This is a genomic window from Microbacterium sp. bgisy189 (assembly GCF_965345345.1).
Lineage (GTDB): Bacteria > Actinomycetota > Actinomycetes > Actinomycetales > Microbacteriaceae > Microbacterium.
Window position 1 is genome coordinate 590,383 of record NZ_CBDRMZ010000001.1, and the last position, 25,494, is coordinate 615,876.

Below are 25,494 nucleotides of genomic sequence, written 5' to 3' on the forward strand. Positions count from 1 at the left end.
CCGTCGGCTCAGGCGCCCGCTGCCGCGGCTTGACCGCCGCCACCACCGCCGCGACGACGGCGGCGACGACGCGCCGGTGCCGGCTTGCCGTCGTGGTGCTCCTTGCCTGCGCCGTCGTGCGTTCCCGCACCGTCCGCGCCGCGATCCACGTTCGCATGCTCATCCGACCCGGAAGTCGTGGCATCCGCACCCTCGGCGAAGGTCGCACCGACCTTGTCGCCGCCCGAGCGACGACGACGCCGGCGGCGCGAGCCGCCCGGTTCACCTTCCTGCGCCGCGTCTGCCGCGCGGCCGGGACGCGAGGACTTCACCGTGGCGGTGGCGGGCGCCTTTGTGATGCGCCCCTTCGTGCCCGCCGGGATGTCGAGGTCGGTGTACAGGTGCGGACTCGACGAATAGGTCTCGACGGGCTCGGGCTGACCGAACTCGAGGGCCCGGTTGATGAGCGCCCACTTGTGCAGATCGTCCCAGTCGACGAAGGTGACGGCGATGCCGGTCTTCCCGGCGCGACCGGTGCGGCCCGCGCGGTGCAGGTAGGTCTTCTCGTCGTCGGGGATCGTGTGGTTGATCACGTGCGTGACGTCGTTGACGTCGATGCCGCGCGCGGCGACGTCGGTCGCGATGAGCACGTCCTTCTTGCCCGCCTTGAACCCGGCCATCGACCGCTCGCGCGCCTCCTGGCTCATGTCGCCGTGCACCGCGCCGGCGTTGAAGCCGCGGTCGTTCAGCTCGTCGACGAGCTTCTGGGCGGCGCGCTTCGTGCGCGTGAAGATGACAGTCTTGCCGCGACCTTCGGCCTGCAGGATGCGGGCGATGACCTCGTCCTTGTCGAGCGAGTGCGCGCGGTAGACGAGGTGACGGATGTTTGCCTGCGTGAGCCCCTCGTCGGGGTCGGTCGCGCGCATGTGGATGGGGTTCGACATGAACCGGCGCGCCAGGGCGACGATCGGGCCCGGCATGGTCGCCGAGAACAGCTGGGTGTGCCGCACCGCGGGCACCTTGGAGAAGATCTTCTCGATGTCGGCGAGGAAGCCGAGGTCGAGCATCTTGTCGGCCTCGTCGAGGACGACCTCGGTCGCATTCGACAGGTCGAGCAGACGCTGGTTGTTCAGGTCGATGAGACGGCCCGGCGTGCCGACGACGATCTGCGCGCCGGCCTTGAGCTGGTCGATCTGCCCCTCGTACGCCTTGCCGCCGTAGATGGCGACGACGCTCGTGGAGCGGTTCGAGGTGAGCATGTCCATGTCTTCGTAGACCTGCACCGCGAGTTCGCGGGTCGGAACGACGATGAGCGCCTTCACCCCGGGCTCGGGGTCGAGGCCCAGTCGCTGAACGACCGGAATGCCGAAGCCGAAGGTCTTGCCGGTGCCGGTCTTGGCCTGGCCGATGATGTCCTGGCCCGGCAGACCCAGGGGGATGGTCTGCTCCTGGATGGGGAACGCATCCACGATGCCCTTGGCCGCGAGGGCGTCCACGATGTCCTGGTCGACGCCGAGCTCGGCGAAAGTCGTCACGATTGTCTTGCCTGTCTGGCGGCGTGCGGCCGCCGGGTGAGAAGGTCCACGCCCTCTTGCTGACACAGGCGCGGTGGTCCCGTTCCATCGCCGGGACCGTCCCAGCCTACCGTCGTGCGCGGGAATCACCGGTAGCGAGGGCGCGCACCTCTAGGCTGGGGGCGTGGTGAACTGGTTCTGGCAGCGCGGCAAACGGCCCGAAGAGCGCGTGCTCCGGCTGCGTTCACGCGGCGACTATGGGGACGTCAGCCGCGTCGACTTCGAAGAGCTCGCGCCCGATATCGACACCTTCCTGGGGCAAGCCGCCTACCTGCAACTCGGATACTTCGAGACGCTGAGCGCGCTGATCGCGCCGACGCCGGAGCTCTCACAGAAGGAATCGATCTCACGCGCCGCCGGCGCGGCGTTGAACAAGCACGCCGCCCTGGTCGCCGTCATCCGTGAACGCGGCGACGACCCACTCGATCTGATGCTCCCGTTCCGCGAGCCGCTCGACGCGTTCCGGCGCGCGACGCACGGCGCCAGGCCGCTCGAGACCATGCTGTCGGTGCACATCACGGCGGGGATGCTCGACGACTTCTACCTCGCGCTGTCGGCGAGCTACGGCGACACTGGGCGGCGCGTCGCGCAGATCCTGGGCGCGGACGACGACCGAGAAGCCCTCGTCGGCATCCTCACCGATGCGATCGAGGCCGACGTCGAATGGCGTTCGCTGCTCGCGATGTGGGGGAGGCGCCTCGTCGGCGACACGCTGCTCATCGCGCGCGGTGCACTCGGGCCGAGGTCGTTGGACGCCGCCGAGGAGAAGAAGGTCGAACCCGTCTTCACCGACCTGATGGCGGCGCACTCGCGCCGGATGTCGGCGATGGCGCTCGACGCCTGAGAGGCGTCGTCAGATCCCCAGGCGCGCGCGCTCGCGCTCATCGTGTCCCGTGCGCACCCGCGTCAGCGCGATCAGCGCGATCGGGACCACCACCACGGGTACCGCGATGGATGCCAGCCAGATCCACGGCTCGGTGATCGGCGCACCCGCCCACGTGAAGGCGAGCCACGTCACGCCAGCCACGGCGGCACCCAACAGGGGCGCCAGTGCCGCACCGCGCAGGTCGCGCCCGGCCATCAAGAAGTGCAGCAGCGCACCGTAGGACGCGCCGATGATGAGCGCGATCAGGATCTGCATGTCAGGCCACGAAGCCGACGCGTCGCGATTCTTCGGTGCCGACCTCGACGAAGGCGATGCCCGCGGTCGGGACGAGGTAGGCGTTGCCCTTGCTGTCGACGAACTCGACGAACGGTGCACCCGACTCGAGCGCGTGCGCAACCGACTTCTTGACGGCGTCCGCCGACTCGACGGACTCGAAGCTGAGCTCGCGTGCGGTGTTGGTGATGCCGATGCGGATGTCCACGGTTGCCTGCCTTTCGTTGCGCCCGTCGCGGCGCACTCACGACTCTACGGCACCGTCCGGACGGGGGTCGCGATGCGCGCACGCTGTGGGCGAACGGACGTCGGACCCGCCGGATAGCGTGTGTGCATGCCCCCTGCGCCCTCCGCCTCGGCGTCCACCCCCGAGGTCGAACTCGATGCCGCCCAGCGCGCCATCGTCGACCTGCCCGATGATGCGTCCGGCGTCGTCGTCGGGGCGTCGGGCGCCGGCAAGACCGAGGTCGTCGTCGCACGCGTCGTCCACCTGCTGCAGGGGGGCTTCGCACCGCACGAGGTGCTCGTGCTCACGCCCACTCGCCAAGGGGCGACTGAACTGCGCGACCGCCTCGCCCTCGCCGTCGAGGTCGCAACACCGGGACCGCTGGCCAGATCGGTCGCGGCGTTCGCCTACGCGCTCGTGCGGGCCGCCGCCGTGCGTGCCGGCGCAGAACCGCCGCAGCTGCTCACGGGGCCGGACGAAGACCAGATCCTGCAAGACCTGCTGACGGGCGACGCCGACGACGAGCGTCATGGTCGCTCGCGATGGCCGGACTGGCTCGGTGCCGACATCAGGGCCACGCAGGGCTTCCGCGCCGAGCTGCGGGCGTTCCTGGCCGAATGCGTCACCCTCGGCGTCGAACCGTCCTCACTCCCTGACATCGCTCGCGACGAGTCGTTGCCGGTCTGGGAGTCGGTCGCCTCGTTCGCGGCCGAATACCAGCGTGTCCGGGCGCGCATGCGCGGTGCGCACCGCGACGCCGCGGGCATGGTCCGCGAAGCGCTCGGCATCGTGCGCGGCGGCGTACCCGAGCGGCTCGACGTGCGGGTCGTGCTCGTCGATGACGCGCAGGAGCTCACCGCGGGCGGCGTCGACCTGCTCGGCGCACTTCGCGAACGCGGCGTCGCCGTCCTGGCGTTCGGCGACCCCGACGTGGGGTCGGGTGCGTTCCGCGGGGCGAGCCCCGAGAACTTCGCACGGCTGGCAGCCGGCTCGACGCTGCATGTGCTCGACGGTGCACATCGGGGCACGCCCGCCCAGCACGATCTGCTGGCGCAGGTGACCGCGCGCATCGGCGCGGCCGGCGTCGTGGCGCACCGCCGTCGCCCGACCGGCGATGCGACCGTCGCGACCGACGCGAGTGTGCGGGCCTTCGCACTGCGCTCCGCCGCCGAACAGTACGACACGATCGCGCGACTGTTGCGCGAACGGCACGTGCACGACGGGGTGCCGTGGGCGCAGTGTGCGGTGATCGCGCACGACACCCGGCAGGTGACGGCGCTGGAGGCCGAACTCGCCGCCCGCGACGTGCCCACCGGCGGTGTGCAGGGGCGCACGCTGGGCGATCGCAGCGCCATCCGCGATGTCCTGCGCACGGTCGAACTCGCCGCACTTCCGGTCGAGCAGTGGCGGCCGGACGACGTCACCGACGCGCTGCGCGGTGCAGGGTTCGATCCGATCGCGCTCCGGCGACTGCGCACCACGCTTCGCCACGCCGCAGCACGGGCGACGGATGCCGATGATGCGCCGCTGCCGTCGGGGCGCGAACTGCTCGCGTCGGCGATGGCGCACCCGATCGAGTTCGAACTGCTCGACACACGAGAGGGCCGTCAGGCTGCCCGTGTGGCCGGCACCGTCGCGGCACTTCGCACGCAGCTCGCCGAGGCCGCCACGGCGCACGAATTGCTCTGGACGGTCTGGGAGTCATCGGGCAGGCAGCGGGTGTGGACCGAAGCCGCAGCCGGGCACGGACCCCTCGCCGAGCAGGCACGGCGAGACATCGAGGCACTTGTCGCGCTCTTCCAGGCCGCCAAACGACACGGTGAACGCGAGGACAACACGTCGGCGCTCGCCTTCATCCGCGGCGTCCTCAACTCCGATGTCGCCGAGGACCGTCTGTCCGCACCGCCGCCGGGTGACGCGGTGCGCATCATGACGCCGGCTGCGGCGCTCGGGGCAGAATTCGACACCGTCGTGATCGCGGGCGTGCAGGACGGCGTCTGGCCGAACCTCCGCACCCGCGGGTCGCTGTTGGAGACCTGGCGCCTGGCGACGATCGGACAGCCCACCCCCGACGTGGTCGACCGGCGCCGTTCGGTGCTGCACGATGAGCTCCGGCTGTTCGCGCGTGCCGTCTCGCGTGCCCGCACACACCTCGTCGTGACGGCCGTGGACGACGACGACACCGGCCCGAGCGCGCTGTTCGAGTTCCTTCCGCCCGCGCAGCCTGCGCCGGTGTCGGCGGAGCATCCGCTGTCCTTGCGCGGGCTCGTCGCTCGGCACCGTCGCACCCTCACCGCCGGACGCGCGAGCGCGGTGGAGCGGCAGCATGCCGCCGGTCAACTCGCGCTGCTCGCGGCCGCCGAGGTCGACGGTGCCGACCCGACACGCTGGTACGGGATCGCAGAGGTCACCTCGGGCGGCGCCCGCGACACCGAGGAGGTTGTCCGCGTGTCGCCGTCGAGGCTGGAGGCGATCGAGACCTGTCAGCTCGATTGGCTCATCGGCGATCTCGGCGGCGATGCGGGGAGCACCGTCGCCGGCATCGGCACGATCATCCACGCGGCCCTCGAACACGCCGCCGGTGCGGACGAGGACGACCTCTGGCGCACCGTGGAGGCGCGGTGGGGTGAGCTCGAGTTCGAGGCGCCGTGGCGCGATCGCGCCGAGCAGACGCGTGCGCGCGATCTCATCCGCCGTCTCGCGCTGTACCTGCGACGCTTCGAGGCGTCCGGCGGTGCGTTGCTGGGAGCGGAGCCCCGCTTTGAGGTGCCGCTGCCCGATCGGGGCACCGGACCGGCTGTGCTGTCCGGATTCATCGACCGGGTCGAACTCACGCCGGAGGGGACGGTCGTCATCGTCGACCTGAAAACCGGCAAGCGCGAGCCGCAGACCGATGCGAAGGTCGCCGATCATCCGCAGCTGGCCGCCTACCAGCTCGCCTTCGAATCCGGCGCCATCGAGGCTGCCTCCGGCAAGCCGTCCGGGGGAGCGAAGCTGTTGGTGCTGCGCCCGACTGCGGCCTCGAAGGACTACGTCGAGCCACGGCAGCTGCCCTTCGACGAAGAGACCCGCGCGGCCTTCCTCGGTCGCGTCGCCGACGCGGTCGCCGTGATGCGCGGTGAGACCTTCCAGGCGCCGTACGAGGACCACTGTCGCGACGACCACACCTACGGACTGTGCCGCATCCACACGATCGCGGCGGTGAGTGCCTCGTGATCTCGCCCGAGACGCTCGCCGCCGCACTCGGCCAGTTTCCGCCGACGGCCGAACAGGCCGCCGTGATCGCGGCGCCATTGGCGCCCGCACTCGTCGTCGCCGGAGCAGGCAGCGGCAAGACCGAGACGATGTCGGGTCGGGTCGTATGGCTCGTGGCGAACGGACTCGTGCGGCGCGACCAGGTGCTCGGCCTCACCTTCACCCGGAAGGCCGCCGGCGAACTCGCCGAACGCATCGCGAAGCGCCTGCAGCGACTCGCCGAGTTCGAGCGCCGCGGACTGCTGCCGCACCTCACCCGCCTGCACGAACGCGGCGCCCTCGACGCGTTCGGCGAGCTCGAGCGTTCCGGCGGTGCGGAGGGTGCCCGCCGCATCCTGCTCGACGACCTCGCGCGCGACCTCGAACCCGTCGCCGATGACCCCGACGCGCTCCTGCACCGGCCCGAGGTGTCGACCTACAACAGCTTCGCCGACCAGATCGCGCGCGAGCACGCCGTGCGGATCGGACGCGATCCCGAGGCTGCGGTGCTCAGCGAATCTGCCGCGTGGCTGCTGATGCGGCGGGTCGTGTTCGCCTCCGATGATCCACGCCTGGAAGGACGGGAGGAGGCGCTGTCGTCGATCATCGATGCGGCCCTTCGCATTGCGCGTGACGGGGTCGACAACCGCGTCGACCTCGACCTGCTCGCCTCGTTCCCCGACGACTTCGCGCACGTGCTGGAGCGGCCCTCGACCTCGGCGCGCGTCACCGTCTACGCCGACATCCAGAAGGCGGCAGACAAAGTCGGCGGTCTCGGGGTGCTCGTCGCGCTCGCACGGGACTATGAGCACGCCAAGCGCCGCCAAGGCGTCATGGACTTCGCCGATCAGGTCGCCGGCGCACTCGACGCGGTCGGCGCCCACCCGGGCATCGCCGCCGAGCTTCGGCAGCGCTACCGTGTCGTGCTGCTGGACGAATATCAGGACACCTCCGTCGTGCAGACGCAGCTGCTGTCGGGCGTCTTCGCCGACGCAGCGGTCATGGCCGTCGGTGATCCGCACCAATCGATCTACGGCTGGCGCGGCGCGAGTGCGGGGAACCTCGGCGACTTCGCCCAGGCGTTCTCATCCACAGGTGAGAGCGCTCGCTTCACGCTGCTCACGAGCTGGCGCAACAGCGCACGCGTGCTGGCGGCGGCCAATGCCGTGCTGGCGCCGTTGGCGGCGTCCAGCCCCGTCGACGTCGGAGCGCTGCGCCCGCGCCCCGGGGCGCCGCAGGGTGACGTACGCATCACGATCACGACCGATGTGGATGCCGAGGCCGCCGCCGTCGCGGAATGGTTCGCGCATGTGCGCGACGAGCGCCGCCGACACAGTCAGGAGACGAGCGGCGCCGTGCTGTTTCGCAGCAAGAAGCACATGCTGCGGTTCGCCGACGCGCTCGGGCAGCGCGGCATCCCGCATCGCATCCTCGGCCTCGGCGGGCTCCTCGCGACGCCCGAGGTGGTCGACGTCGTCGCCGCGCTGCGCGTCATCACCGACCCGCACGCCGGATCAGCCCTGATCCGACTGCTTGCCGGTCCCCGCTGGCGGATCGGGCTGCGCGATCTGCGTGCGCTCCATGCGCTCGCCCGACGGGTGGGGCGGCACGATGTCTCGTTGCAGCCCCTCGATGCGCACGCATCGGCACGGTTGCAGGGTGGCGACGACGCATCGCTGGTCGACGCCCTCGACTTCTTTCTGCGACACCCCGCCGACCACGGTTGGCTCGACGGGTTCACGGCGGCCGCCAGGACGCGCCTTCGCGAAGCAGCGGGAGTGTTCGCGGCGCTGCGTCAGTCCGCCGGCATCCCGATTCCAGAGCTCGTGCGGCTCGTCGAGCGCGAGCTGCGCCTCGATATCGAGCTCGCGGCGAACGAGTCCAGGGGGCCGGCCCGCACCGCGACCGACCAGCTGCGCGCCTTCGTCGACGAGCTGCACGGCTTTCTCGCGACCGACGAATCCGGATCGCTCCCGAGCCTGCTGGCGTGGCTCGACCGCGCCGAACGGCTTGACGAGTTCGCGCCCCGCACCGAGCCGCCCGAGGAAGACGTGGTGCAGCTGCTCACGATCCACGGCTCCAAGGGGCTCGAGTGGGATGCCGTCGCCGTCGTGCGCGGCGTCGACGACGAGCTGCCGGCGCGACTGCGTGACGGCCAGGGGTGGTTGTCGTTCGGTGTGCTGCCGTACGCGTTCCGAGGTGATGAGCGCTGGTTGCCGACGTTCGCGTGGGAGCACTCGCAGACGCAGCAAGAGCTCAAACAGGCGCTGGCGGACTACGGCGACGGCATCCGTACCCGTCACCTCGACGAGGAGCGACGCCTCGCCTACGTCGCGGTCACCCGTGCGCGCGACCACCTCCTGCTGAGCGGATCGCACTGGGCGGGGACGAAGAGCGCGCGGCGGCCGAGCATCTTTCTGGCGGAGATCGCGCAGACACTCGGCGACGACGTGACCGGCGCAGTCGACCGTGACGCCGACCCGGGGGACAACCCGTACGCGGACGCCGTAGAACTGCTGCGATGGCCGATGGATCCGCTCGGCGCGCGCCGGTCGCGGGTGGAAGCGGCATCCGCAGCGGTCGCCGCGGCGCAGGCCGCACCGCCGGTCGCGCCCGAGCGCGACCTCGAGCTGCTGCTCGCCGAACGCGCCGCCCGAGGGCGCTCGGCAGTCGAGACCGCACCGACACGCATCCCGGCCTCGCGATTCAAGGAGTTCGTCACCGATTACGCGGGCACCGTCGCCGCCATCGCGAGGCCACTGCCCGAACGCCCGTACCGCCAGACGAGACTGGGCACCGTCTTCCACGCATGGGTCGAGGAGCGCTCGGGACTCACCGGCGCGGGCACCTCACTCGACGACGCACTGTGGGAGCAGGACGACGACACACCCGATGCGGCGAGGGCCGACGATGCGGCCCTCGCAACGCTCAAGCGCAACTTCCTCGCGTCGGAGTGGGCGCAGCTGCAGCCGATCGAAGTCGAGACCGAGATCGATTTCGTCGACACCGACGCGTTCGGCGACGGCCGCGCGCACGTCATCATCTGCAAGCTCGATGCCGTCTACCGGCGCGGCGATCGCATCGAGATCGTGGACTGGAAGACCGGGCGGCCGCCGCGGGGTGCCGCGCAGCGCGAGGAGCGCATGCTGCAGCTCGAACTGTATCGCCGGGCATATCACGCACACCGCGGCGTGCCGCTGGAACGCATCGACGTCGTCTTGTACTACGTGGCCGACGACCTCATCCTTCGCGGCTGATCGCCCGGTTGGGCCCCGCCCCGCTCAGGCGGTGCCGGTCCAACGCCGCAGCGCATTGCGCGCGGCTTCGTCGGGATCGACAGCGGCGGACGCTGCGGCGGCCTCGTGGCGAATGTCGGGGTCGGCAGGCGTGCGGGCTGCCAGTTCTCGCGCGGCCCATTCGCTCATCTCGAGCGGCTGCGTCGGCTGATCGACCGTCGATGAAGGTTCGTCGTCACCGAACGCCTCCAGATCGTCCGCATCGAACGCGTCGGTCTGCATCGAGGTGTCGATCGGGCCCGACTGGTTCCGCGAGACGCGGTCGCTCGCGGCGAACGCATCGTCGGCGCTGACGTGCTCGCGGACGAAGGCGGGCTCGTCGCGCACGTTCTCGTCGAGGGATTCGAGCAGGGCGACCGCGTCGGCGACGATCGACTCCGACCCGACGGTGTGCCCGTGGACGAGCCACGACGCGAACTCGAACTCCGCGTGCAGCCTGGCTCGCTCGGCCAGCAGTGCATCGGCGGTGCGATGGGTCTGATCGGCGTACGTGTCGAAGATGTCGTGGCGCGCCGCCGAAGCCGACGCCACCCACCGCAGGTCGACGGCGGGGTCGCCGACGCTCAGCCCGCGCCAGCCCAGCAGGCCGGTCACGGCGGGAACGCCCTCGACGTCTTCGAGCAGGAAGGACGACGGCTCTGCGCCGCCCAGCACGACCGTCGTCTCGAATCGCCACAGTTCCTCGTCGGCCAGAGCCGTGCTCCACCGGCGTAGCAACCCGAACGGCAGGCGCCCCGTGGCTTCGGCGCGATCGAGCAGTCGCTCGGCCTCGTCGCGCACCTGCTCGGCGGTGCGCACCGGCAGCCCCGCATCGCGGACCACGGAGTGCGGCAGGTTGTGCACGCGGGCAAGCGAAGCGGCGATCGAGGTCGCGACACCCTGCCCGGGCGGGATGTGCGCGGCATCCACGCGGTACCCGCGCAGGTAGGTTTCGACGAGCGCGCGGGGTCCACCCAGCGACGCCTCGCCGAGCACTTCGGGCGCCGCGAACGGCAGCACCGCGCGCACACCGGGGGTCAGCGCCCGTAGGGCGTTCGCCTCGGCGTGCAGTTCGGCCGCCGCCTCGTCATCGCGGGGCGCACGCACGACCACGCGTCGGCCGTCGTCGAGGGAGACGACCGCGCTGTCGAACCGTCCCGCGCCGCCGTCGCTGAGGGGCGCCACACCGACCGCGGTCACACGGGGCAGGGCGGCTGTCACCGACGCGGCTAGAGTGAGAGGTGAGCGTGCCATGCCCCCAGGGTAGGTCGGGCACGCCCCCGCGACACCGCGCCACGCCCGGCAAGAGAGGTCCTCGATGCCCGCGAACGACAGCGCGCCGCCGCCCGCTCTCGCGCGGGGCCGGTTCGACCGCGCCGCCGACGAACGAACCGACCCCGCATTGATTCGCCGACTGCGGGAACGGTCGGATACCCGTGTGCTTGTCGTGGCGGGCGACCGCATCCGTACCGACGGCGATCAGCTTCACCTCGACGCGCCCGCAGGTCTCGCAGGTGTCGAGATCGAGCACTGGGCCTTCCTCGGCCGCACGCAGGCGGGTGCGCCGCTGCTGCTCGCGGCCGTGTTGGACGCGCACGAGTCCGATGACTCGCGCTGGGCCTCGTTGCGCACCGCCGGCGCGGTGCTGCCGGCCGAAGAGGCGACCGCGCTGGTCACTGCGGTCGCGCTCGCCCGCTGGTTGCGAGAGTCGCCGTACTGTCCCGCGTGTGGGGCGCTCACCGACGTGATCCAGTCGGGGTGGGCGCGCCGTTGCCCGTCGTGCGGGCGCGAGCACTTTCCGCGGACGGACCCCGCTGTCATCGTCGCGGTGACCTCGGCGGACGACCGGCGTGTGCTGCTCGGGCGCAACGCGCAGTGGGGCGACCGTGCGATGTACTCGACGTTCGCGGGCTTCGTCGAGGCGGGGGAGTCGATCGAGGCGACGGTCGCGCGCGAGGTGGAGGAAGAGGCGGGCGTCCGCCTGCACGGCATTCGCTATCGCAGCTCGCAGCCGTGGCCGTATCCGCGGTCGCTGATGCTCGGGTTCCACGCGACGGCGGTCGACGAGACCGCTGCGCGACCCGACGGTGAAGAGATCGTCGACGTGCGCTGGTTCGATCGGCAGGAGCTGCGAGCCGGATTCTCCGGCAGGGCAGACTTCTCGTTGCCCGGGCCGGCGTCGATCGCGCACATGCTCATCCGGGAATGGCTCGACGCGGACGGCGGCTCCGGTGAGTGATCGCTCGCTGGTCGGCCTCGATGAAGCCCAGCGCGAGGCGGCCTCGACACTTCGTGGACCCGTGTGCGTGTTGGCCGGTGCGGGAACGGGAAAGACCCGCGTCATCACCCATCGCATCGCCCACGGGGTCGACACGGGTGCCTACTCGCCGTCGCGCGTGATGGCGGTGACGTTCACGAGCAAGGCGGCGGGGGAGATGCGCGGCCGCCTGCGCGCCCTCGGCGTCGAGGGGGTCGCCGCGCGGACGTTCCACGCTGCCGCGTTGGCGCAGGTGAATTTCTTCTGGCCGCAGCTGGCCGCGGACACGGCGCCGACCATCGTCGACAGCAAGATCCGCCTGCTCGCCCAGGCGGCGGACGCGGCGCGCGTGCGAACCGACAACACGACGCTGCGTGACGTGGCCTCGCGTATCGAGCACCGCAAAGTGACGATGCGCACGATCGATCAGGATGCCGCCGATCGCCCGCACGGAGTGGGCGGGCTGGAACTGTCGGCTCTCGTCGACCTGCAGCGTGCGTACGAGAAGCTCAAGGACGAACGGCGACAGATCGACTTCGAAGACGTGCTGTTGGCCTGCGCGGGGATGCTGGAGTCCGAACCGCGGGTCGCGGCGGCCGTGCACGAGCAGTACCGACACTTCACGGTCGACGAGTTCCAGGACGTTTCGCCGGTGCAGAACCGACTGCTGGAGTTGTGGCTCGGCGATCGTCGCGATCTGTGCGTCGTCGGCGACGCCAGCCAGACGATTTATTCGTTCGCGGGCGCCGACCCGCAGTACCTGCTCGGCTTCGCCGGGCGGTTTCCCGATGCGCGGGTCGTGCGGCTCGAGCACAACTACCGATCCGATCCCGCCGTGCTCGACGTCGCGAACGCGCTCATGCGTGATCGCCCTGGCGCCCTGCGGCTGGTCTCGGACGCCGCCCGGGGACCGCAGCCGACGGTCGCCGCTTACGCAGACGACGCGGCCGAGGCGGACGGCATCGCGGCAGCGGTGGCGGCCCAGGTCGCCCGCGGCGTCGATCCGCGGCGCATCGCGGTGCTGTACCGCGCGAACGCGCAGTCGGCTCCGATCCTCGCGGCCCTCGCCGGTCGCGGCATCCCCGCGACCGTGCTCGGCGGTACCCGCTTCTTCGACCTTCCGGAGGTTCGCCAGGCGGTGCTCGCGCTGCGCGGTGCGGCCGTCGCACCCGGCGAGGCGGGCCTCGTGCGCGCGGTGCGCGATGTGCTGCGCTCGCTCGGGCTCACCGAGGAGCCGCCGCCGGCGGGCGGCGCCCTGCGCGACCAGTGGGAGGCGCGGGCGGCGCTCCTGCGACTGGCCGAGGAGGCGCCCGACGGGACGTCGCTGCGGGCCTTCGCCGACGGCTTGCTGGCCCGCGCGAAAGATCAGCATGAGCCCTCGATGCGCACCGTCACGCTCGCAACACTCCACGCGGCGAAGGGCCTCGAGTGGGACCACGTGCATCTTGCGGGAATGTCCGAGGGGCTGTTGCCCATCTCGTACGCCTCGACGCTCGAGGGCGTCGATGAAGAGCGACGCCTGGCCTACGTGGGCGTCACGCGGGCTGCTCGGTCGCTCTCGCTGACGTGGGCGCGATCGAGCGGACATCGCGATCGGCAGCCGTCGCGATTCCTGCGGGAACTCGGCACCAGCATCGAGGATGCGGCCGGTGCACGCGCCAGGCGCGCCGCGCCGAGTCGGCCCTGAGCGTCACTGCGGCGCCGGCGGGAAGCTCGCGTGAGGTGAGCATGCGCGCGGCGATCGCCGCGGCTTCCAGCAGCAGCGGCCCTGCTGTCGCAACCGGCGCGCGACCGAGCAGTTGCGCTGCGAGCGCCGGCCACGTCGGATCGGCGTCGGTGCGTGTCGCGTGGATGCACGCGAGGCAGGCGGTCGCACCGGGCACGATGAGCGGCCCGACCTCGACGCGGTCGCCCGCGAGGTGAACCGGCAGGTGCGCGATGTCGCGCGCGACGAGGGCTGCGGCGTGGCGCGGTTCGACCAGCCGCGCGGCGACGATGACCAATGGCGCCGTGTCGTCGACCCCATCGTCCAGCCCCGCGTGTCGCAGGCTCGACGCGAAGACCTCGGCATCGCGGTCGGGTACCCCGTCGGCGGCGGCGACGCGCGCCGTGACCGGCGGGTCGTCAGCAGCGAAGGCGGGACGGAGATCGGCGATGAACGTCGCTGCGTCCGCGCCCGACGCACCGAGACAGCGTGCCAGCGGATGGAGCATCGCCTCGGGGACGCCCTCGATGAGCGCGTCCAGCAGTCGCTCCTGCCACGGCTGCACGGTCTCGACGCGCACGTCGCCGTCGATACCGAGCTGCAGTGACGTCGGAGACCGCCACAGCGGTGCGTTCGACGGGGTCAGTCTGGGCATGCCCTGATCCTCGCGCGCCGCGCGCGTGTGCCCACCGGGTTGTCCACAGGCGTAGCCGCCCGGGGCACGTGGTGCTCAGACCGGGCGGGGTCCTTCGGGACCTTCAGCGCCGTCGTCGGGCTCCGACCCTGCCGCGTCGCCGCCCGCATCCGACGCCTGCGGAGCGTTCAACAGGGCATCGAGTGCGTCGTCGATGGCGTCGCGCGCCGGCGCTTCACCACGCTCGTGGGCCTGCAGCCGGGCGACGAGCGCGTGCGGATCGTCGATGTCGTCGGCCGTCGGTATGAGGTCGGGGTAGTCCCACAGGCGGTCGCGCGCCTCGGCGCCCACGGCATCCGTGACGGCGCGCCACATGGCGGCAGCTTCTCGCAGGCGCCGCGGGCGCAGTTCGAGGCCGACGAGGGATGCCATGGCCTGCTCGGCGGGACCGCCGACGGCGCGGCGTCGGCGCACGGCTTCACTGATGCGGTCCGCCGCCGGCAGGCGGCTCGTGGCGTCTGCTGTCACGACTTCGACCCAACCCTCGATCGTCGCGAGCAGGTTCTCGAGCCGTGTCAGTGCGAGCGTCTGCGCCTCGGTCCGCTGTGGCAGCAGGGCGCCGCTTTCGAGGGCCTCGCGAAGTTCGTCGGTCGAGGAAGGGTCGAACCGTGACGCGAGCTCTTCGAGTGCATCGGTGTCGACGCGGGTGCCGCGGGCGAACTCGGTGACCTGCGAGATGACGTGCAGACGCAGCCACCGTGCGTGGCGGAACAGTCGGGCGTGGGCGAGCTCACGCGTCGCGAGGTACAGGGCGAGCTGGTCGTCCTCGATCTCGAGGTCGCGACCGAAGTCGTCGAAGTTCTGCGGCAGGATCGCCGCTGCGCCGTCTGGCATGACGGGGATGCCGACGTCTCCGCCGGAGACGACCTCGAGCGAGAGGCGCCCGATGACGCTGCCGAGCTGCGCCGCGAACAGGGCGCCGCCGATCGTCCGCAGGAACTTGCCCGCGCCGGCGATCATCGACTGCATCTCTTCGGGGGTCTGGGTCTGCAGCGCCTCGGTGAGGGCGTCGGCGATCGAGGTCGCTACGGGCTCGGCGAGCTCCTGCCACACCGGGAGCGTCGCCTCGACCCATTGCCCGCGGGTCATCGCTGCCGGTGGTGCGGCGAGATCCGAGATGGTGGTCGCTTCGCTCAGCCAGAGGGTGGCGAGCGCGAAGGCCTGGTCGAAGTCCTGGCGTGCGCCCGAGGAGATGCCGTGCCCGTCCTTGTTGGCCAGGTGCAGCGCCTGGGTGCGTGCCGAGGACCAGTCGATCCCGTCGGTGCCCGCGGCGAACGCGCCCTGCAGGTTGCGCATCATGTTCTGCATCATCGCGGGGTCGATGCCCATGCCCGAGAGCTGCTGGAGCTGTTCGGGATCGAGTCCGGCGCCGCCACCCAGGAGGTTGCGCAGCATCTCCTGGAACTCGTCCTCGGGGGAACGGTCCTCGTCTGCCATGTCGGTGGCCTTTCAGCGGAGTGATGACGTCCCGTTCTACGCTAGTCGCACGGCTTCACCGCACGGCCCGAATCCACCCGGCGGACCGATGTCCGGTGTACGCCGGCCGCGAACGGCGGTCGAAGGAAGGGCTCCCGTGGCAATGTTCGACGAGAACGTGACGATCGTTCCGACCCCTCGGCGACGGATGTCGCGCGGCACCGTCGCCGGCATCTGGGCCGTCTCGGTCGCGCTCATCGCGCTGTTCGCACTGACGGTGCTGCCCACGCCGTTCGTCATCCAGCAGCCCGGCCCCGTCTACAACACCCTCGGCACAGCCCAGGGACCCGACGGTGAGGAGGTGCCGCTGATCGCCGTCGACGGCGCCGAGACCTATCCCACGGGTGGCGCGCTCGATCTGCTGACGGTGCAGGTCGTCGGCAACCGCGACCGCACGCCGTCATGGTTCGAGCTCGCGGGTGCGTGGTTCGATCCTTCGCGCGCGGTCGTGCCGATCGAAGAGGTCTTCCCGGAGGGCGTGACCACCGAACAGCGCAACGAAGAGAGCGCGCAGCTCATGGTCGACTCGCAGCAGGAGGCGACGGCGGCTGCCCTGCGTGAGCTCGACTACGACGTGCCGTCGTCGGTGCGGGTGTTCGCGCTCACCGACGAATCCGCGGCGCAGGGGATCCTCGAACCCGACGACGTCATCATCGCGGCCGAGGGCACCCCCATCGAGCAGACGCAGCAGCTGCGCGACATCATCAACGCGGGTGAAGGTGCACCGATCGAGCTCACCGTGCTGCGCGACGGCGAGGAGCTGACCGAACAGATCACCCCCCGTCAGACCGACGTCGACGGTGAGACGCTGTGGCTCATCGGCGTCAGCACGCTGCACGAGTACGACTTTCCGATCGACGTGACCATTCAGCTCGACAACGTCGGTGGGCCGTCGGCGGGCATGATGTTCGCGCTCGGGATCATCGACACGCTCACCGAAGGCGAGCTCAACGGTGGCGAGCAGGTCGCCGGCACGGGCACCATCGACGCCGACGGACGGGTCGGAGCGATCGGCGGCATCCGTCAGAAGCTGTACGGCGCGAAGGATGCCGGAGCCGCGTACTTCCTCGCACCCGCGAGCAACTGCGACGAGGTCGTCGGACACGTGCCCTCGGGCCTCCAGGTGTTCGCCATCGAGACGCTCGACGATGCACTCGACGTCCTCGATGCGGTGCGGTCGGATGGTGACCTCGCGGCGCTTGCGACCTGCGATTCCTGAGCGTTCGCCGGGGGCGTGATCCCCGAGGCCCGATCCCGGTCGTGGTGACCTGCATCGCGCCTAGGATGGGAGGGTGACCTCGACCTCAGCGCCGACTCCGGCCACACCAAGTCCCGCCCGCCGCGCCGTCAGCATCACCCTGGCAGCGCTTGCGGCCCTCGTCGTGGCGTTCTTCGTCTTCGCGAGCCTGTACGCGGACTGGCTGTGGTTCCGCCAACTCGGGTTCGACGGGGTGCTGATCACCCAGTGGGTGGCGCGCGTGGTGATGTTCGTCATCGGGTTCCTCGCGATGGCGGTGCCCGTGTTCGTGGCGATCCAGCTGGCGTATCGCCTCCGCCCCGTCTACGCGCGGCTGAGCTCCCAGCTCGACCACTACCAGGAGGTCGTCGAGCCGCTTCGTCGCCTTGCCATGTGGGGCATTCCGATCTTCTTCGGCTTCTTCGCCGGTTTCGCCGCCTCCGCGCAGTGGCAGACGGTCTGGCTGTGGTTCAACCGCGTCTCGACCGGTCAGACCGACCCCGAGTTCAACCTCGACACCGGCTTCTACCTGTTCGAGCTGCCGTTCTACTCGGCGCTGCTCGGCTTCGTCTCGGCGACGCTGCTCGTGAGCCTGCTCGTCACCGTCGTCGTCGCGTACCTCTACGGCTCGGTGCGGGTCGGTCAGCGCGAGCTGCGCATCTCGAAGTCGGCCCGCATCCAGCTCGCCGTCATCGCGGGCCTCTACCTGCTGGTGCAGGCGGTGAGCATCTGGCTCGACCGCTACAAGACCCTCACGACGCAGGGCGACCGCATCACCGGTGCCAGCTATGTCGACGTCAACGCGATCATCCCCGGGCAGACCATTCTCGCGATCGCCGCTGCGCTGGTCGCGGTGCTCTTCTTCGTAACCGCCGTGATCGGCCGCTGGCGCTTCCCGCTGATCGGTACCGCGCTGCTGGTGGTCTCCGCCCTCGTGGTCGGTGTCGCGTACCCGTGGTTCGTCACAACGGTGCAGGTCATCCCCAACCAGCGCACGATCGAGTCGACCTACTACGACCGCAACCTCGAGGCGACGAAGTTCGCGTACGGCATCGACGGTCTCGAGAAGAGCGACTTCCAGGCGGTCACAGACGCCGAACCCGGACAGTTGCGGGCAGACGCCGACACCACGGCGTCCATCCGCATCATGGACCCGGCCATCATCAGCCCGACGGTGCGTCAGCTCGAGCAGTACCGCTCGTACTACCAGTTCACCGACCCGCTCGATGTCGACCGGTACGAGATCGACGGACAGTCGCAGGATGCCGTCGTCTCGGTGCGTGAGTTGAACCTCGACCAGCTCGGTTCGGGCGCGTCCTGGTACAACACGACCCTCGTCTACACGCACGGGTACGGCATCGTCGCCGCGAAGGGCAACGAGCGCACGAGCGACGGCAACCCCGTCTTCTTCGAGCGCGGCATCCCCGCGACCGGCGAGCTGACCGCGAGTGAGGACGGCCTCGAGCCGCGCGTGTACTTCGGTGAGAACTCGCCCACCTACTCGATCGTCGGCGCCCCCGAGGGCGCAGAGGACATCGAGCTCGATTACCCCCGTGGGCAGGACGGCGAGTCGCAGACGACGACGACCTTCGACGGCGACGGCGGACCGAGTGTCGGCAACATCTTCAACCGACTCATCTACTCGCTGAAGTTCCAGTCGACCGACATCCTCTTCTCGGATGCCGTCAACGCCGAGTCGCAGATCCTTTACGACCGCGACCCGATCACGCGTGTGCAGAGCGCAGCGCCGTATCTCGAGCTCGACAACGACCCGTACCCGTCGGTCGTCGATGGGCGGATCGTGTGGATCGTCGACGGATACACCCTCAGCGCCGACTACCCGTATTCGCAGGTCGTGAGCCTACGCGACGCGATCTCGGACACGACGAACACGTCGCCCCGGGTCGCGCTCGACGACGTCAACTACATCCGCAACTCCGTCAAGGCCACGGTCGACGCGTACGACGGCACCGTGACGCTCTACGCGTGGGACGACGAGGATCCGCTGCTGCAGGCGTGGCAGAAGATCTACCCGTCGACGCTGAAGCCGGTCTCCGAGATGTCGGCCGACCTGATGAGCCACGTGCGGTATCCGACTGACCTCTTCAAGGTGCAGCGCATGATGCTCGGCACCTACCACGTCGATGACGCGGAGTCGTTCTACTCGCGCGACAACGCGTGGCTGACGCCCGAAGACCCGGTGCTCGCCAACGACGTGCTGCAGCCGCCGTACTACCTGACGATGCAGATGCCCGGGCAGGATGCGCCGACGTACTCGATGTTCACCTCGTTCATCCCGTCGTCCTCCGCGGGCACCGAGTCCCGCAACGTGCTCATGGGCTATCTCGCCGTCGATTCGAACGCGGGGAACGAAGCGGGCGTGGTCAGTGAGGACTACGGCAAGCTGCGCATGCTCGAGATCAACGCCGACACCACGGTTCCGGGCCCCGGCCAGGTGCAGAACACGTTCAACTCGAATGAGACGATCGCGCAGCAGGTGAACCTGCTTCGTCAGGGGCAGTCACAGGTGCTGAACGGCAACCTGCTGACGCTCCCGGTCGGTGGCGGATTGCTGTACGTGCAGCCCGTCTTCGTGCAGGCTTCGGAAGGCACGAAGCTGCCGACGCTGCGAAAGGTGCTCGTCGCGTTCGGCGACGAGGTCGCCTTCGAAGACACGCTGCAGGAGGCGCTCGACTCGATCTTCGGCGGCGACTCGGGTGCCAGCACGGGCGACGACGAGGTGGCCCCGACGCCTGGGCCGTCTCCCACGCCGACCGATCCGGGAACCGAGGACCCTGACCCCGGCACTGAGACGCCCGGCGGCGATGCGTATACGCAGGCGCTCGAAAACGCACGACAGGCGATGGCCGATCGTGACGCGGCGCTGGCCGAGGGCGACCTGACGAAGTTCGCAGAAGCGGACGAGCGACTGACGGCTGCCGTCGAGAAGCTGCTCGAGCTGTCCGAGGAGTGATTTCTCGGCCGGGGCGGTGCCGCGCAACGCGTCAGGTGGCGCCCCGGTTCAGCTCGTCAGCATCCACCACCAGATGAGCAGCAGCGTCACGGCGAATCCCGTGCCCTGATTGAGCCACAGGAAGCGCCGCCACCCGACAGTCGCGCGCTCCGCATCACGGTCTGCGAGTGCGCGGTAGGGCCAGATCGTGACGATGTACGGCATCGCGAGCAGCGCCGCCAGCGGGCCGGGCCACGCGGTCGGCAGCAGCAGCAGTCCTGCGGCTGCGTAGGCGACGAGGGCGAATCGGACCGTCCACGCCGCCCCCCGCACGGTCGCGATCGAGGCGATGCCCGCCTCGCGATCCGAGACGACGTCCTGTACGGCGCCGAAGGCGTGCGATGCGACACCCCACGCGGCGAAGGCGAGGATCACCGTGACCAGCTCCCAGGTCCAGGTGGCACCGGCGAGCACGAGGCCGTAGACGGCCGGTGAGAAGAAATGAATGCTGCTGGTGACCGAATCGGCGAACGGGCGTTCCTTCAGTCGAAGCGGAGGAGCGCTGTAACCCACGACGAACAGCAGGCTGAGCGCGAGCACGAGCCACGACGCGGGGGACCCGAGTGCGACGAGGGCGACCACGAACGGCAGGCACGAAAGTGCCGCGGCCCACAGGGTGACGCGGTGGAGACGACGATCGAGCACCGCGCCGTGCGCGCCGCCCTTTCGCGGGTTGCGCAGATCGGACTCGTAGTCGAAGACGTCGTTCACGCCGTACATCGCGAGGTTGTACGGCACGAGGAAGAACACCGTGCCGATGATGAACGCGGCGTCGACCTCGCGGGTCGTGAGCAGGTACGCTGCGGCGAACGGATAGGCGGTGTTGACCCAGCTCACCGGGCGCGACGCCAGCAGCAGCTGGCGCGCGGTCGTCTGCGTGCCGGCGCTCACGAACTGCCTTCCTGGGGCTCCACCCGCGCCGGGGGGAGCAATGCGAGAACCGCCGGTGCAAGGAAGGCGATGCAGATCGGGTAGGAGAAGTCCTCGATCGGCGCGAGTCCGATGCGCAGCCCGGACAGTTGCGCGGGCGGGTAGCTGAACAGGTCGAGCGCGATCATGAGATTGTCGAAGACGGCCGTCAAGACGCACAGGGCCAGGGCCGTCAGTGCTGACGCGCGAAGGCGGCCCGTGAAGCCTGGGCGAAGTGCGCTCAGGGCGGTCACGAGCACCGTGACTGCCGCGAACGGGAGGATCAGCAGGGCGTAGCTCACCGTGATGGCCTCCCGTCCCGCTCGTCCCCGCGGGCTCTCGCGCCTTGTCCACGGAGGAGAGCCGCGTGGACCACGAGCGCAAGGTAGGTGAGGAACAGCAGGAAGAGGGGCTCTTCAAGCGGCAGGTGCGGAGCGAGATCGATGCCGAGGAGCAGATCGCTGCCGCCCTTGATGAAGATGCCCGATGCGATGCCAGCGGCATCCCACACGAGCAGGAACGCCGCCCCGATCGCGGTCGCGACCGATGTGCGTGCAGGGGAACGCCACAGCGCGAGGCGGAAGCGGGCGTCGAGGGCCGCGACACCGGCCGCAGAAGCGACGATCGCTGCCAGATATGCACCGGGCATGCTCACACCGAAGCCCGCTCGGCCAGGCGCCCAGGGGAGCGGTCTCCACGCACGAGCTTCGTCACGAGTTCGGCCGAGATCAGGCACATCGGCAGACCGATGCCCGGTAGCACCGAAGCACCCGCGTAGAACAGGCCCTTGACCTTCGCAGACGTATTGCGCGGGCGGAACATCGCACTCTGTCGCAGCGTGTGCGCCAGGCCAAGGCTGTTGCCTCGCCATGCGCTGAACTCCGATGCGAAGTCGCCCGGCGCGATCGTACGCCGCACGACGATCCGTTCACGCAGATCCGGGATGCCGGCCCACGATGTGAGCTGGTCGATGGCGCGATCCGCCGCCGCTTCGACCGCCTGATCGCCCGCCCCACCGATCCCGCCGTGGCCGATCCCGGGATCAGCCGGGATCGGCACGAGCATGAAGAGATTCGTGTCACCGGGCGGCGCGACGCTCTCATCGGTGCGGCTCGGCGCGCACACATACAGCGAGGCAGGATCCGGCAGGCGCGGGCTGTCGCCGAAGATCGCCTCGAAATTCTCGCGCCAGTCGTCGGTGAACAGCAGGGTGTGATGCGCGAGCTGCGGCACGTCGCCCCGTACGCCGAGCAGCACGAGCAGTGCTCCGGGGCTGGGGCTTCGATCCCGCCACCACGATTCGGGGTACGTCTGCAGGTTGCGCGGCAGCAGGTTCGTCTCGGTGTGGTGGAGGTCAGCGGTCGAGACGATCGTGTCGGCTTCGAGCATCCGCCCGTCGGCCAGCTCGAGCCCCGTCACTGCGGCATCGGCGGTCACGATCCGCGCCACCCTGGCATCGGTCTCGACGGTGGCGCCGGCCCGCTGGGCGCACCGCGCGATCGCCGCGATGAGCTCGGCGAACCCGCCGCGCGGATACCGCACGCCATCAGCGAGGTCGAGGTGGCTCATCAGGTGATACAGCGCGGGCACGTCATACGGCGACCCACCGAGGAAGACGGCCGGGTAGCCGAGGATGCGTTGCAGCAGCGGATCGTCGAAGCGGCGTTCGACGTGACGGGCGAGTGAGCGGGTCAGCAGTGGTGCCAGGGTCGGCAACCGGCGGAGCACCGCGGGGTCGCGCAGCCCCTGCATCGTCGCGTAACCGTCGTAGAGGAACCGGTCGACGGCGAGGCGGTAGGCGTCTCCAGCCGAGTCCAGATAGGTGTCGATGCGGCGGCCCGCGCCCGGTTCGCGCGACTCGAAGAGGGTGCGGACCCGATCCCGCCCGCTGAAGACGTCGACCGGATCGGGGTGCGTCGTCGGGTCGCCGTAGACGCGGAACGCGGGATCGAGCGGTGCGAGGTCGAGTTCGGCATCCGCCGAGGTGCCGAGCAGTCGGAAGAAGTGGTCGAAGACCTCGGGCATCAAGTACCAGCTCGGCCCGGTGTCGAACCTGAAGCCATCGCTCGACCATGAGCCGGCGCGCCCGCCAACCTCGGATCGCGCTTCGACGACGTGTACGCGGTGTCCGTCGGCGGCCAGCAGCGCTGCCGATGCGAGCCCGGCGATGCCGGCGCCGATGACGATGACGTTCATGTACCGCTCGATTCGTGGTGGGCCGTTCGGCGTCTGCGGACACGGGGGGCGGCGCCCGTTGCTGCACGCAACGCGATCAGCGCTTTCGTGGGATTGGGAACCCGTACGCGACCACCTGCCGCGTCGCCGTCGCGCAGTCTGTGGGCGAGGTCGGCGAACAGGTCGTGGGTGGCCGCGACGGCGCGGCGGCAGTCGGCCGGCAATCGGGGGATCACCGCAGCGGCCGCTGCGAGGTCGGCATCGACGCGGTCGAGGACCGCGCCGCGACTCTCGTCGAGGTACTCGCGACCGAGCCGCGTGGCGTCGTCGCGGCGGTCTCGCAGAAAGTTGACGTCCTGAAAGGCGGCGCCGAGTCGGCGTGCACCGTGCACGAGGTCGTCCGAGGCGACCGTTCCCGCCGGGGCGTCCGCGCCCACGAACACCTGCAAGCACATGAGTCCCACGACTTCTGCAGAACCGTACACGTAGCGGTCGTGCGACCCGCGATCGTGCTGCGCGACGTCGACATCGGTGCGCATCGAGGCGAAGAACGGCGTGATCAGCTCGGTTGTCACCCCGCACGATCGCGCGGTGTGCGCGAACGCATGCACGATGAGGTTCGTCGAGAAGCCGGAGGCGACGGCGGCGAGCGTCTCGGCTTCGAGCGCATCAACGGCCGCGAGCACGGCGTCCCGATCCGCGCCGGACTCGGCCGCGGGGCCGTCGACCACCTCGTCGGCGACGCGGACGAGCGCATAGATGTTGCGGATGTGGCGGCGCACTCGTCCGCCGAGCAGCCGACTCGCGAGGCCGAACGAGGTGGAGTACGCCGCGATGACGGTGGCTGCGGCCTGCTCGGCGGTGCGCGTGTACTGGTCGAGCCCGGTCACGGGATGCGCTCCTGAACGCGGTCTGCGAGGGCGTGGAGGAGGTCGCGTGGCGCGACCGGCAATCCCGAGGCAGCCGTGCGCGCATCGCGCAGAAGCTCGCCCACAAGGCCGACGAGTCGGTCCCTCGCGCCGCTGTGCTGCAAGACGCGCTGGGCGCGTCGCACGGCGACAGGGCCGGTGGGTGCGCGTTCCAGGGCCTCGTCGACGGTCGCCTGCTGCGCGCTCGCGCGTGCGAACGCGATAAGTGCGGTCTGCTTTCGGGCGCGGAGGTCGGCGCCGGGCGCGCGACCGGCCTGCGTGCGCGTCCCGAACGTGCCGATCAGGTCGTCGACGAGCTGGAACGCCAGTCCGATCGATGAGACGGCGGACACGGCGATCGCCCTGTCGCTGTCGTCGGCTCCGGCCAACACTGCACCCGCGGCCAGCGGTGCCGCGAACGAGTACACCGCGGTCTTGTCGTGCGCGGTGGCGACCAATTGCGCGGCGGGGGAGGGCCGTTCTGCGACGGCATGCTCGACATCTGCGAGTTCGCCCGCCGCAGAGACGAGCACGGCTTCGTCGAGGATCCCGAGGAGGGAGTCGCGTCGGTCGGGGTCGGTGGGCGCCATCGCGACGAGACGGACGGCTTCTGCCAGCAGCAGGTCGCCCGCGAGTACTGCGGCCGCATCGCCGAGCTCGGCCGCAGCCTGTGCGGTCGCTCCGCGATCGAGTGCGCGCTGACGGAACTCGCCGCCCACGTTCGGCGCGCCGCGACGTTCGAGATCGCGGTCGATGAGGTCGTCGTGGATCACGAACGCGGTGTGGAGCAGTTCGAACGCGGCGGCGACGGGCCACAGTTCAGGTGTGTCGTCGCGAGTGCCGCCGAACGCGTCGAAGGCGGCGATGGTGAGTGCCGGGCGGAACCGTTTTCCACCGGAGGCTGCCCGTCGCGCCGCGGTGACGAGTTCATCGAGGTGCGGAGCCCGCAGCGCGGCGCGGGCTGCGAGTGCGGCCAGCGATGCTTCGACGGCTTCGTCGATGCGATCAGCCGTGTCTGATGCGAGAGCGATCACGATGCGCGTGTTGCAACGGGTTCGAGGTCGAGTGCCACGTCGGCCGCACGTGCGGAGGCACCGTCGAACAGGTGCAGCTGAGCCGCCTGCAGCACCAACCATGGGCTGAACGCCCACGGCGTGGTCCGCAGCGACCTGGCGAGGTCGGCAGGGTCGACCCATCGGGTCTCCGCGACCTCTCGCGGGTTGGGGTCCGGCTCGTCATCGGTCAGTGCGGTGTAAACGGGGCAGATCTCATGCTCCACGATGCCCGCTGCATCGGTGGCCCGATACCGGAACAGCGGCAGCGCGAGTTCGAGGGTGTGGACGCGGATGCCGAGTTCGTGCTCGGCGTGTCGGTGCACTGCCGACAGGACCGGCTCTGCAGGCCGCGGGTGCCCGCAGAACGAGTTCGTCCACACGCCCGGCCACGTCCGCTTGCCGATTGCGCGACGCGTGACGAGCACCTGCCCGTGCGCATTGCGCACGTGGCAGGAGAAGGCGAGGTGCAAGGCGGTGTCGGTGCCGTGCACGCTGCTCTTCGGCGCCGTGCCGATCTCGTTGCCCTGATCGTCCAGCAGGACGACGAGGTCGAGGTCTGTCATTGTCCCCTCCATTTCGCTAGCTTAGCTAGCAATATAATCGCATCGTACAGAATCG

Annotated in this window: 19 protein-coding genes; 7 read left to right on the forward strand and 12 right to left on the reverse strand. The window is 70.2% G+C overall.

Going from position 1 to position 25,494, the window contains the following annotated elements; all coding sequences use genetic code 11:
- Positions 1-8: 8 nt before the first annotated feature.
- Entirely contained in the window at positions 9-1,514 is a 1,506-nt protein-coding gene (locus ACSF8R_RS02835; RefSeq protein ID WP_434810317.1) for a DEAD/DEAH box helicase, read from the reverse strand.
- Between the two features lie 163 nt (positions 1,515-1,677).
- Between ACSF8R_RS02835 and ACSF8R_RS02840 the strand changes: the two genes are divergently transcribed.
- Positions 1,678-2,397, forward strand: a complete 720-nt coding sequence (locus ACSF8R_RS02840; RefSeq protein WP_434810318.1) for a ferritin-like fold-containing protein — start codon at positions 1,678-1,680, stop codon at positions 2,395-2,397.
- A 9-nt stretch (positions 2,398-2,406) separates the two neighbouring features.
- Here ACSF8R_RS02840 and ACSF8R_RS02845 read toward each other — a convergent pair whose 3' ends face one another.
- Together ACSF8R_RS02845 and ACSF8R_RS02850 are read right to left on the reverse strand one after the other, a co-directional pair.
- The gene (locus tag ACSF8R_RS02845; protein ID WP_434810319.1) at positions 2,407-2,694 is read right to left on the reverse strand and encodes a GlsB/YeaQ/YmgE family stress response membrane protein; all 288 of its coding nucleotides are present in this window, start codon (positions 2,692-2,694) and stop codon (positions 2,407-2,409) included.
- Between the two features lies 1 nt (position 2,695).
- Positions 2,696-2,920 (reverse strand): DUF3107 domain-containing protein, encoded by a 225-nt coding sequence (locus ACSF8R_RS02850; RefSeq protein ID WP_434810320.1) that lies wholly within the window; start codon positions 2,918-2,920, stop codon positions 2,696-2,698.
- Positions 2,921-3,046: 126 nt separating this feature from the next.
- Here ACSF8R_RS02850 and ACSF8R_RS02855 point away from each other — a divergent pair, with 126 nt between their 5' ends.
- Positions 3,047-6,154 (forward strand): ATP-dependent helicase, encoded by a 3,108-nt coding sequence (locus tag ACSF8R_RS02855; protein WP_434810321.1) that lies wholly within the window; start codon positions 3,047-3,049, stop codon positions 6,152-6,154.
- Positions 6,151-9,429 carry an ATP-dependent DNA helicase gene (locus ACSF8R_RS02860; protein WP_434810322.1) on the forward strand — a complete coding sequence of 1,093 codons (3,279 nt, stop codon included), beginning with the start codon at positions 6,151-6,153 and terminating at the stop codon, positions 9,427-9,429. Before ACSF8R_RS02855 ends, ACSF8R_RS02860 begins: the two co-directional genes overlap by 4 nt.
- A 24-nt stretch (positions 9,430-9,453) precedes the next feature.
- On the opposite strand, the gene ACSF8R_RS02865 is transcribed toward ACSF8R_RS02860, so the two are convergent.
- Complete coding sequence (locus ACSF8R_RS02865) at positions 9,454-10,701, reverse strand: phosphotransferase (RefSeq protein WP_434810323.1); 1,248 nt, start codon at positions 10,699-10,701, stop codon at positions 9,454-9,456.
- Between the two features lie 64 nt (positions 10,702-10,765).
- On the opposite strand from ACSF8R_RS02865, the gene nudC reads away from it, so the two are divergent.
- Positions 10,766-11,686 (forward strand): NAD(+) diphosphatase, encoded by a 921-nt coding sequence (nudC, locus tag ACSF8R_RS02870; protein ID WP_434810324.1) that lies wholly within the window; start codon positions 10,766-10,768, stop codon positions 11,684-11,686.
- Positions 11,679-13,391, forward strand: a complete 1,713-nt coding sequence (locus ACSF8R_RS02875; protein ID WP_434810325.1) for an ATP-dependent helicase — start codon at positions 11,679-11,681, stop codon at positions 13,389-13,391. The genes nudC and ACSF8R_RS02875 overlap by 8 nt, the downstream gene beginning before the upstream one ends.
- A gap of 748 nt (positions 13,392-14,139) precedes the next feature.
- On the opposite strand, the gene ACSF8R_RS02880 is transcribed toward ACSF8R_RS02875, so the two are convergent.
- Complete coding sequence (locus ACSF8R_RS02880; RefSeq protein WP_434810326.1) at positions 14,140-15,540, reverse strand: zinc-dependent metalloprotease; 1,401 nt, start codon at positions 15,538-15,540, stop codon at positions 14,140-14,142.
- Positions 15,541-15,676: 136 nt separating this feature from the next.
- On the opposite strand from ACSF8R_RS02880, the gene ACSF8R_RS02885 reads away from it, so the two are divergent.
- Positions 15,677-16,798, forward strand: a complete 1,122-nt coding sequence (locus ACSF8R_RS02885; RefSeq protein WP_434810327.1) for a YlbL family protein — start codon at positions 15,677-15,679, stop codon at positions 16,796-16,798.
- A 73-nt stretch (positions 16,799-16,871) separates the two neighbouring features.
- Positions 16,872-19,790, forward strand: coding sequence for a UPF0182 family membrane protein (locus tag ACSF8R_RS02890; RefSeq protein WP_434810328.1), 2,919 nt, complete (start codon positions 16,872-16,874; stop codon positions 19,788-19,790).
- 48 nt (positions 19,791-19,838) lie between these two features.
- On the opposite strand, the gene ACSF8R_RS02895 is transcribed toward ACSF8R_RS02890, so the two are convergent.
- Genes ACSF8R_RS02895 through idi form a run of 7 tightly spaced genes read right to left on the reverse strand, consistent with a single transcriptional unit; the run spans position 19,839 to position 25,439 of the window.
- Positions 19,839-20,720: a prenyltransferase gene (locus tag ACSF8R_RS02895; RefSeq protein ID WP_434810329.1), complete on the reverse strand. Its 882-nt coding sequence runs from the start codon at positions 20,718-20,720 to the stop codon at positions 19,839-19,841.
- Complete coding sequence (locus ACSF8R_RS02900; protein WP_434810330.1) at positions 20,717-21,040, reverse strand: lycopene cyclase domain-containing protein; 324 nt, start codon at positions 21,038-21,040, stop codon at positions 20,717-20,719. Before ACSF8R_RS02900 ends, ACSF8R_RS02895 begins: the two co-directional genes overlap by 4 nt.
- Complete coding sequence (locus ACSF8R_RS02905; RefSeq protein ID WP_434810331.1) at positions 21,037-21,387, reverse strand: lycopene cyclase domain-containing protein; 351 nt, start codon at positions 21,385-21,387, stop codon at positions 21,037-21,039. Before ACSF8R_RS02905 ends, ACSF8R_RS02900 begins: the two co-directional genes overlap by 4 nt.
- Positions 21,388-21,389: 2 nt before the next feature.
- Entirely contained in the window at positions 21,390-22,934 is a 1,545-nt protein-coding gene (gene crtI / locus ACSF8R_RS02910) for a phytoene desaturase family protein (RefSeq protein ID WP_434810332.1), read from the reverse strand.
- On the reverse strand, positions 22,931-23,803 hold the full coding sequence (locus tag ACSF8R_RS02915; protein WP_434810333.1) for a phytoene/squalene synthase family protein: 873 nt from the start codon (positions 23,801-23,803) through the stop codon (positions 22,931-22,933). Before ACSF8R_RS02915 ends, crtI begins: the two co-directional genes overlap by 4 nt.
- Positions 23,800-24,855 (reverse strand): polyprenyl synthetase family protein, encoded by a 1,056-nt coding sequence (locus tag ACSF8R_RS02920; RefSeq protein WP_434810334.1) that lies wholly within the window; start codon positions 24,853-24,855, stop codon positions 23,800-23,802. Before ACSF8R_RS02920 ends, ACSF8R_RS02915 begins: the two co-directional genes overlap by 4 nt.
- Positions 24,852-25,439, reverse strand: a complete 588-nt coding sequence (gene idi / locus ACSF8R_RS02925) for an isopentenyl-diphosphate Delta-isomerase (RefSeq protein WP_434810335.1) — start codon at positions 25,437-25,439, stop codon at positions 24,852-24,854. Before idi ends, ACSF8R_RS02920 begins: the two co-directional genes overlap by 4 nt.
- Positions 25,440-25,494: the final 55 nt, after the last annotated feature.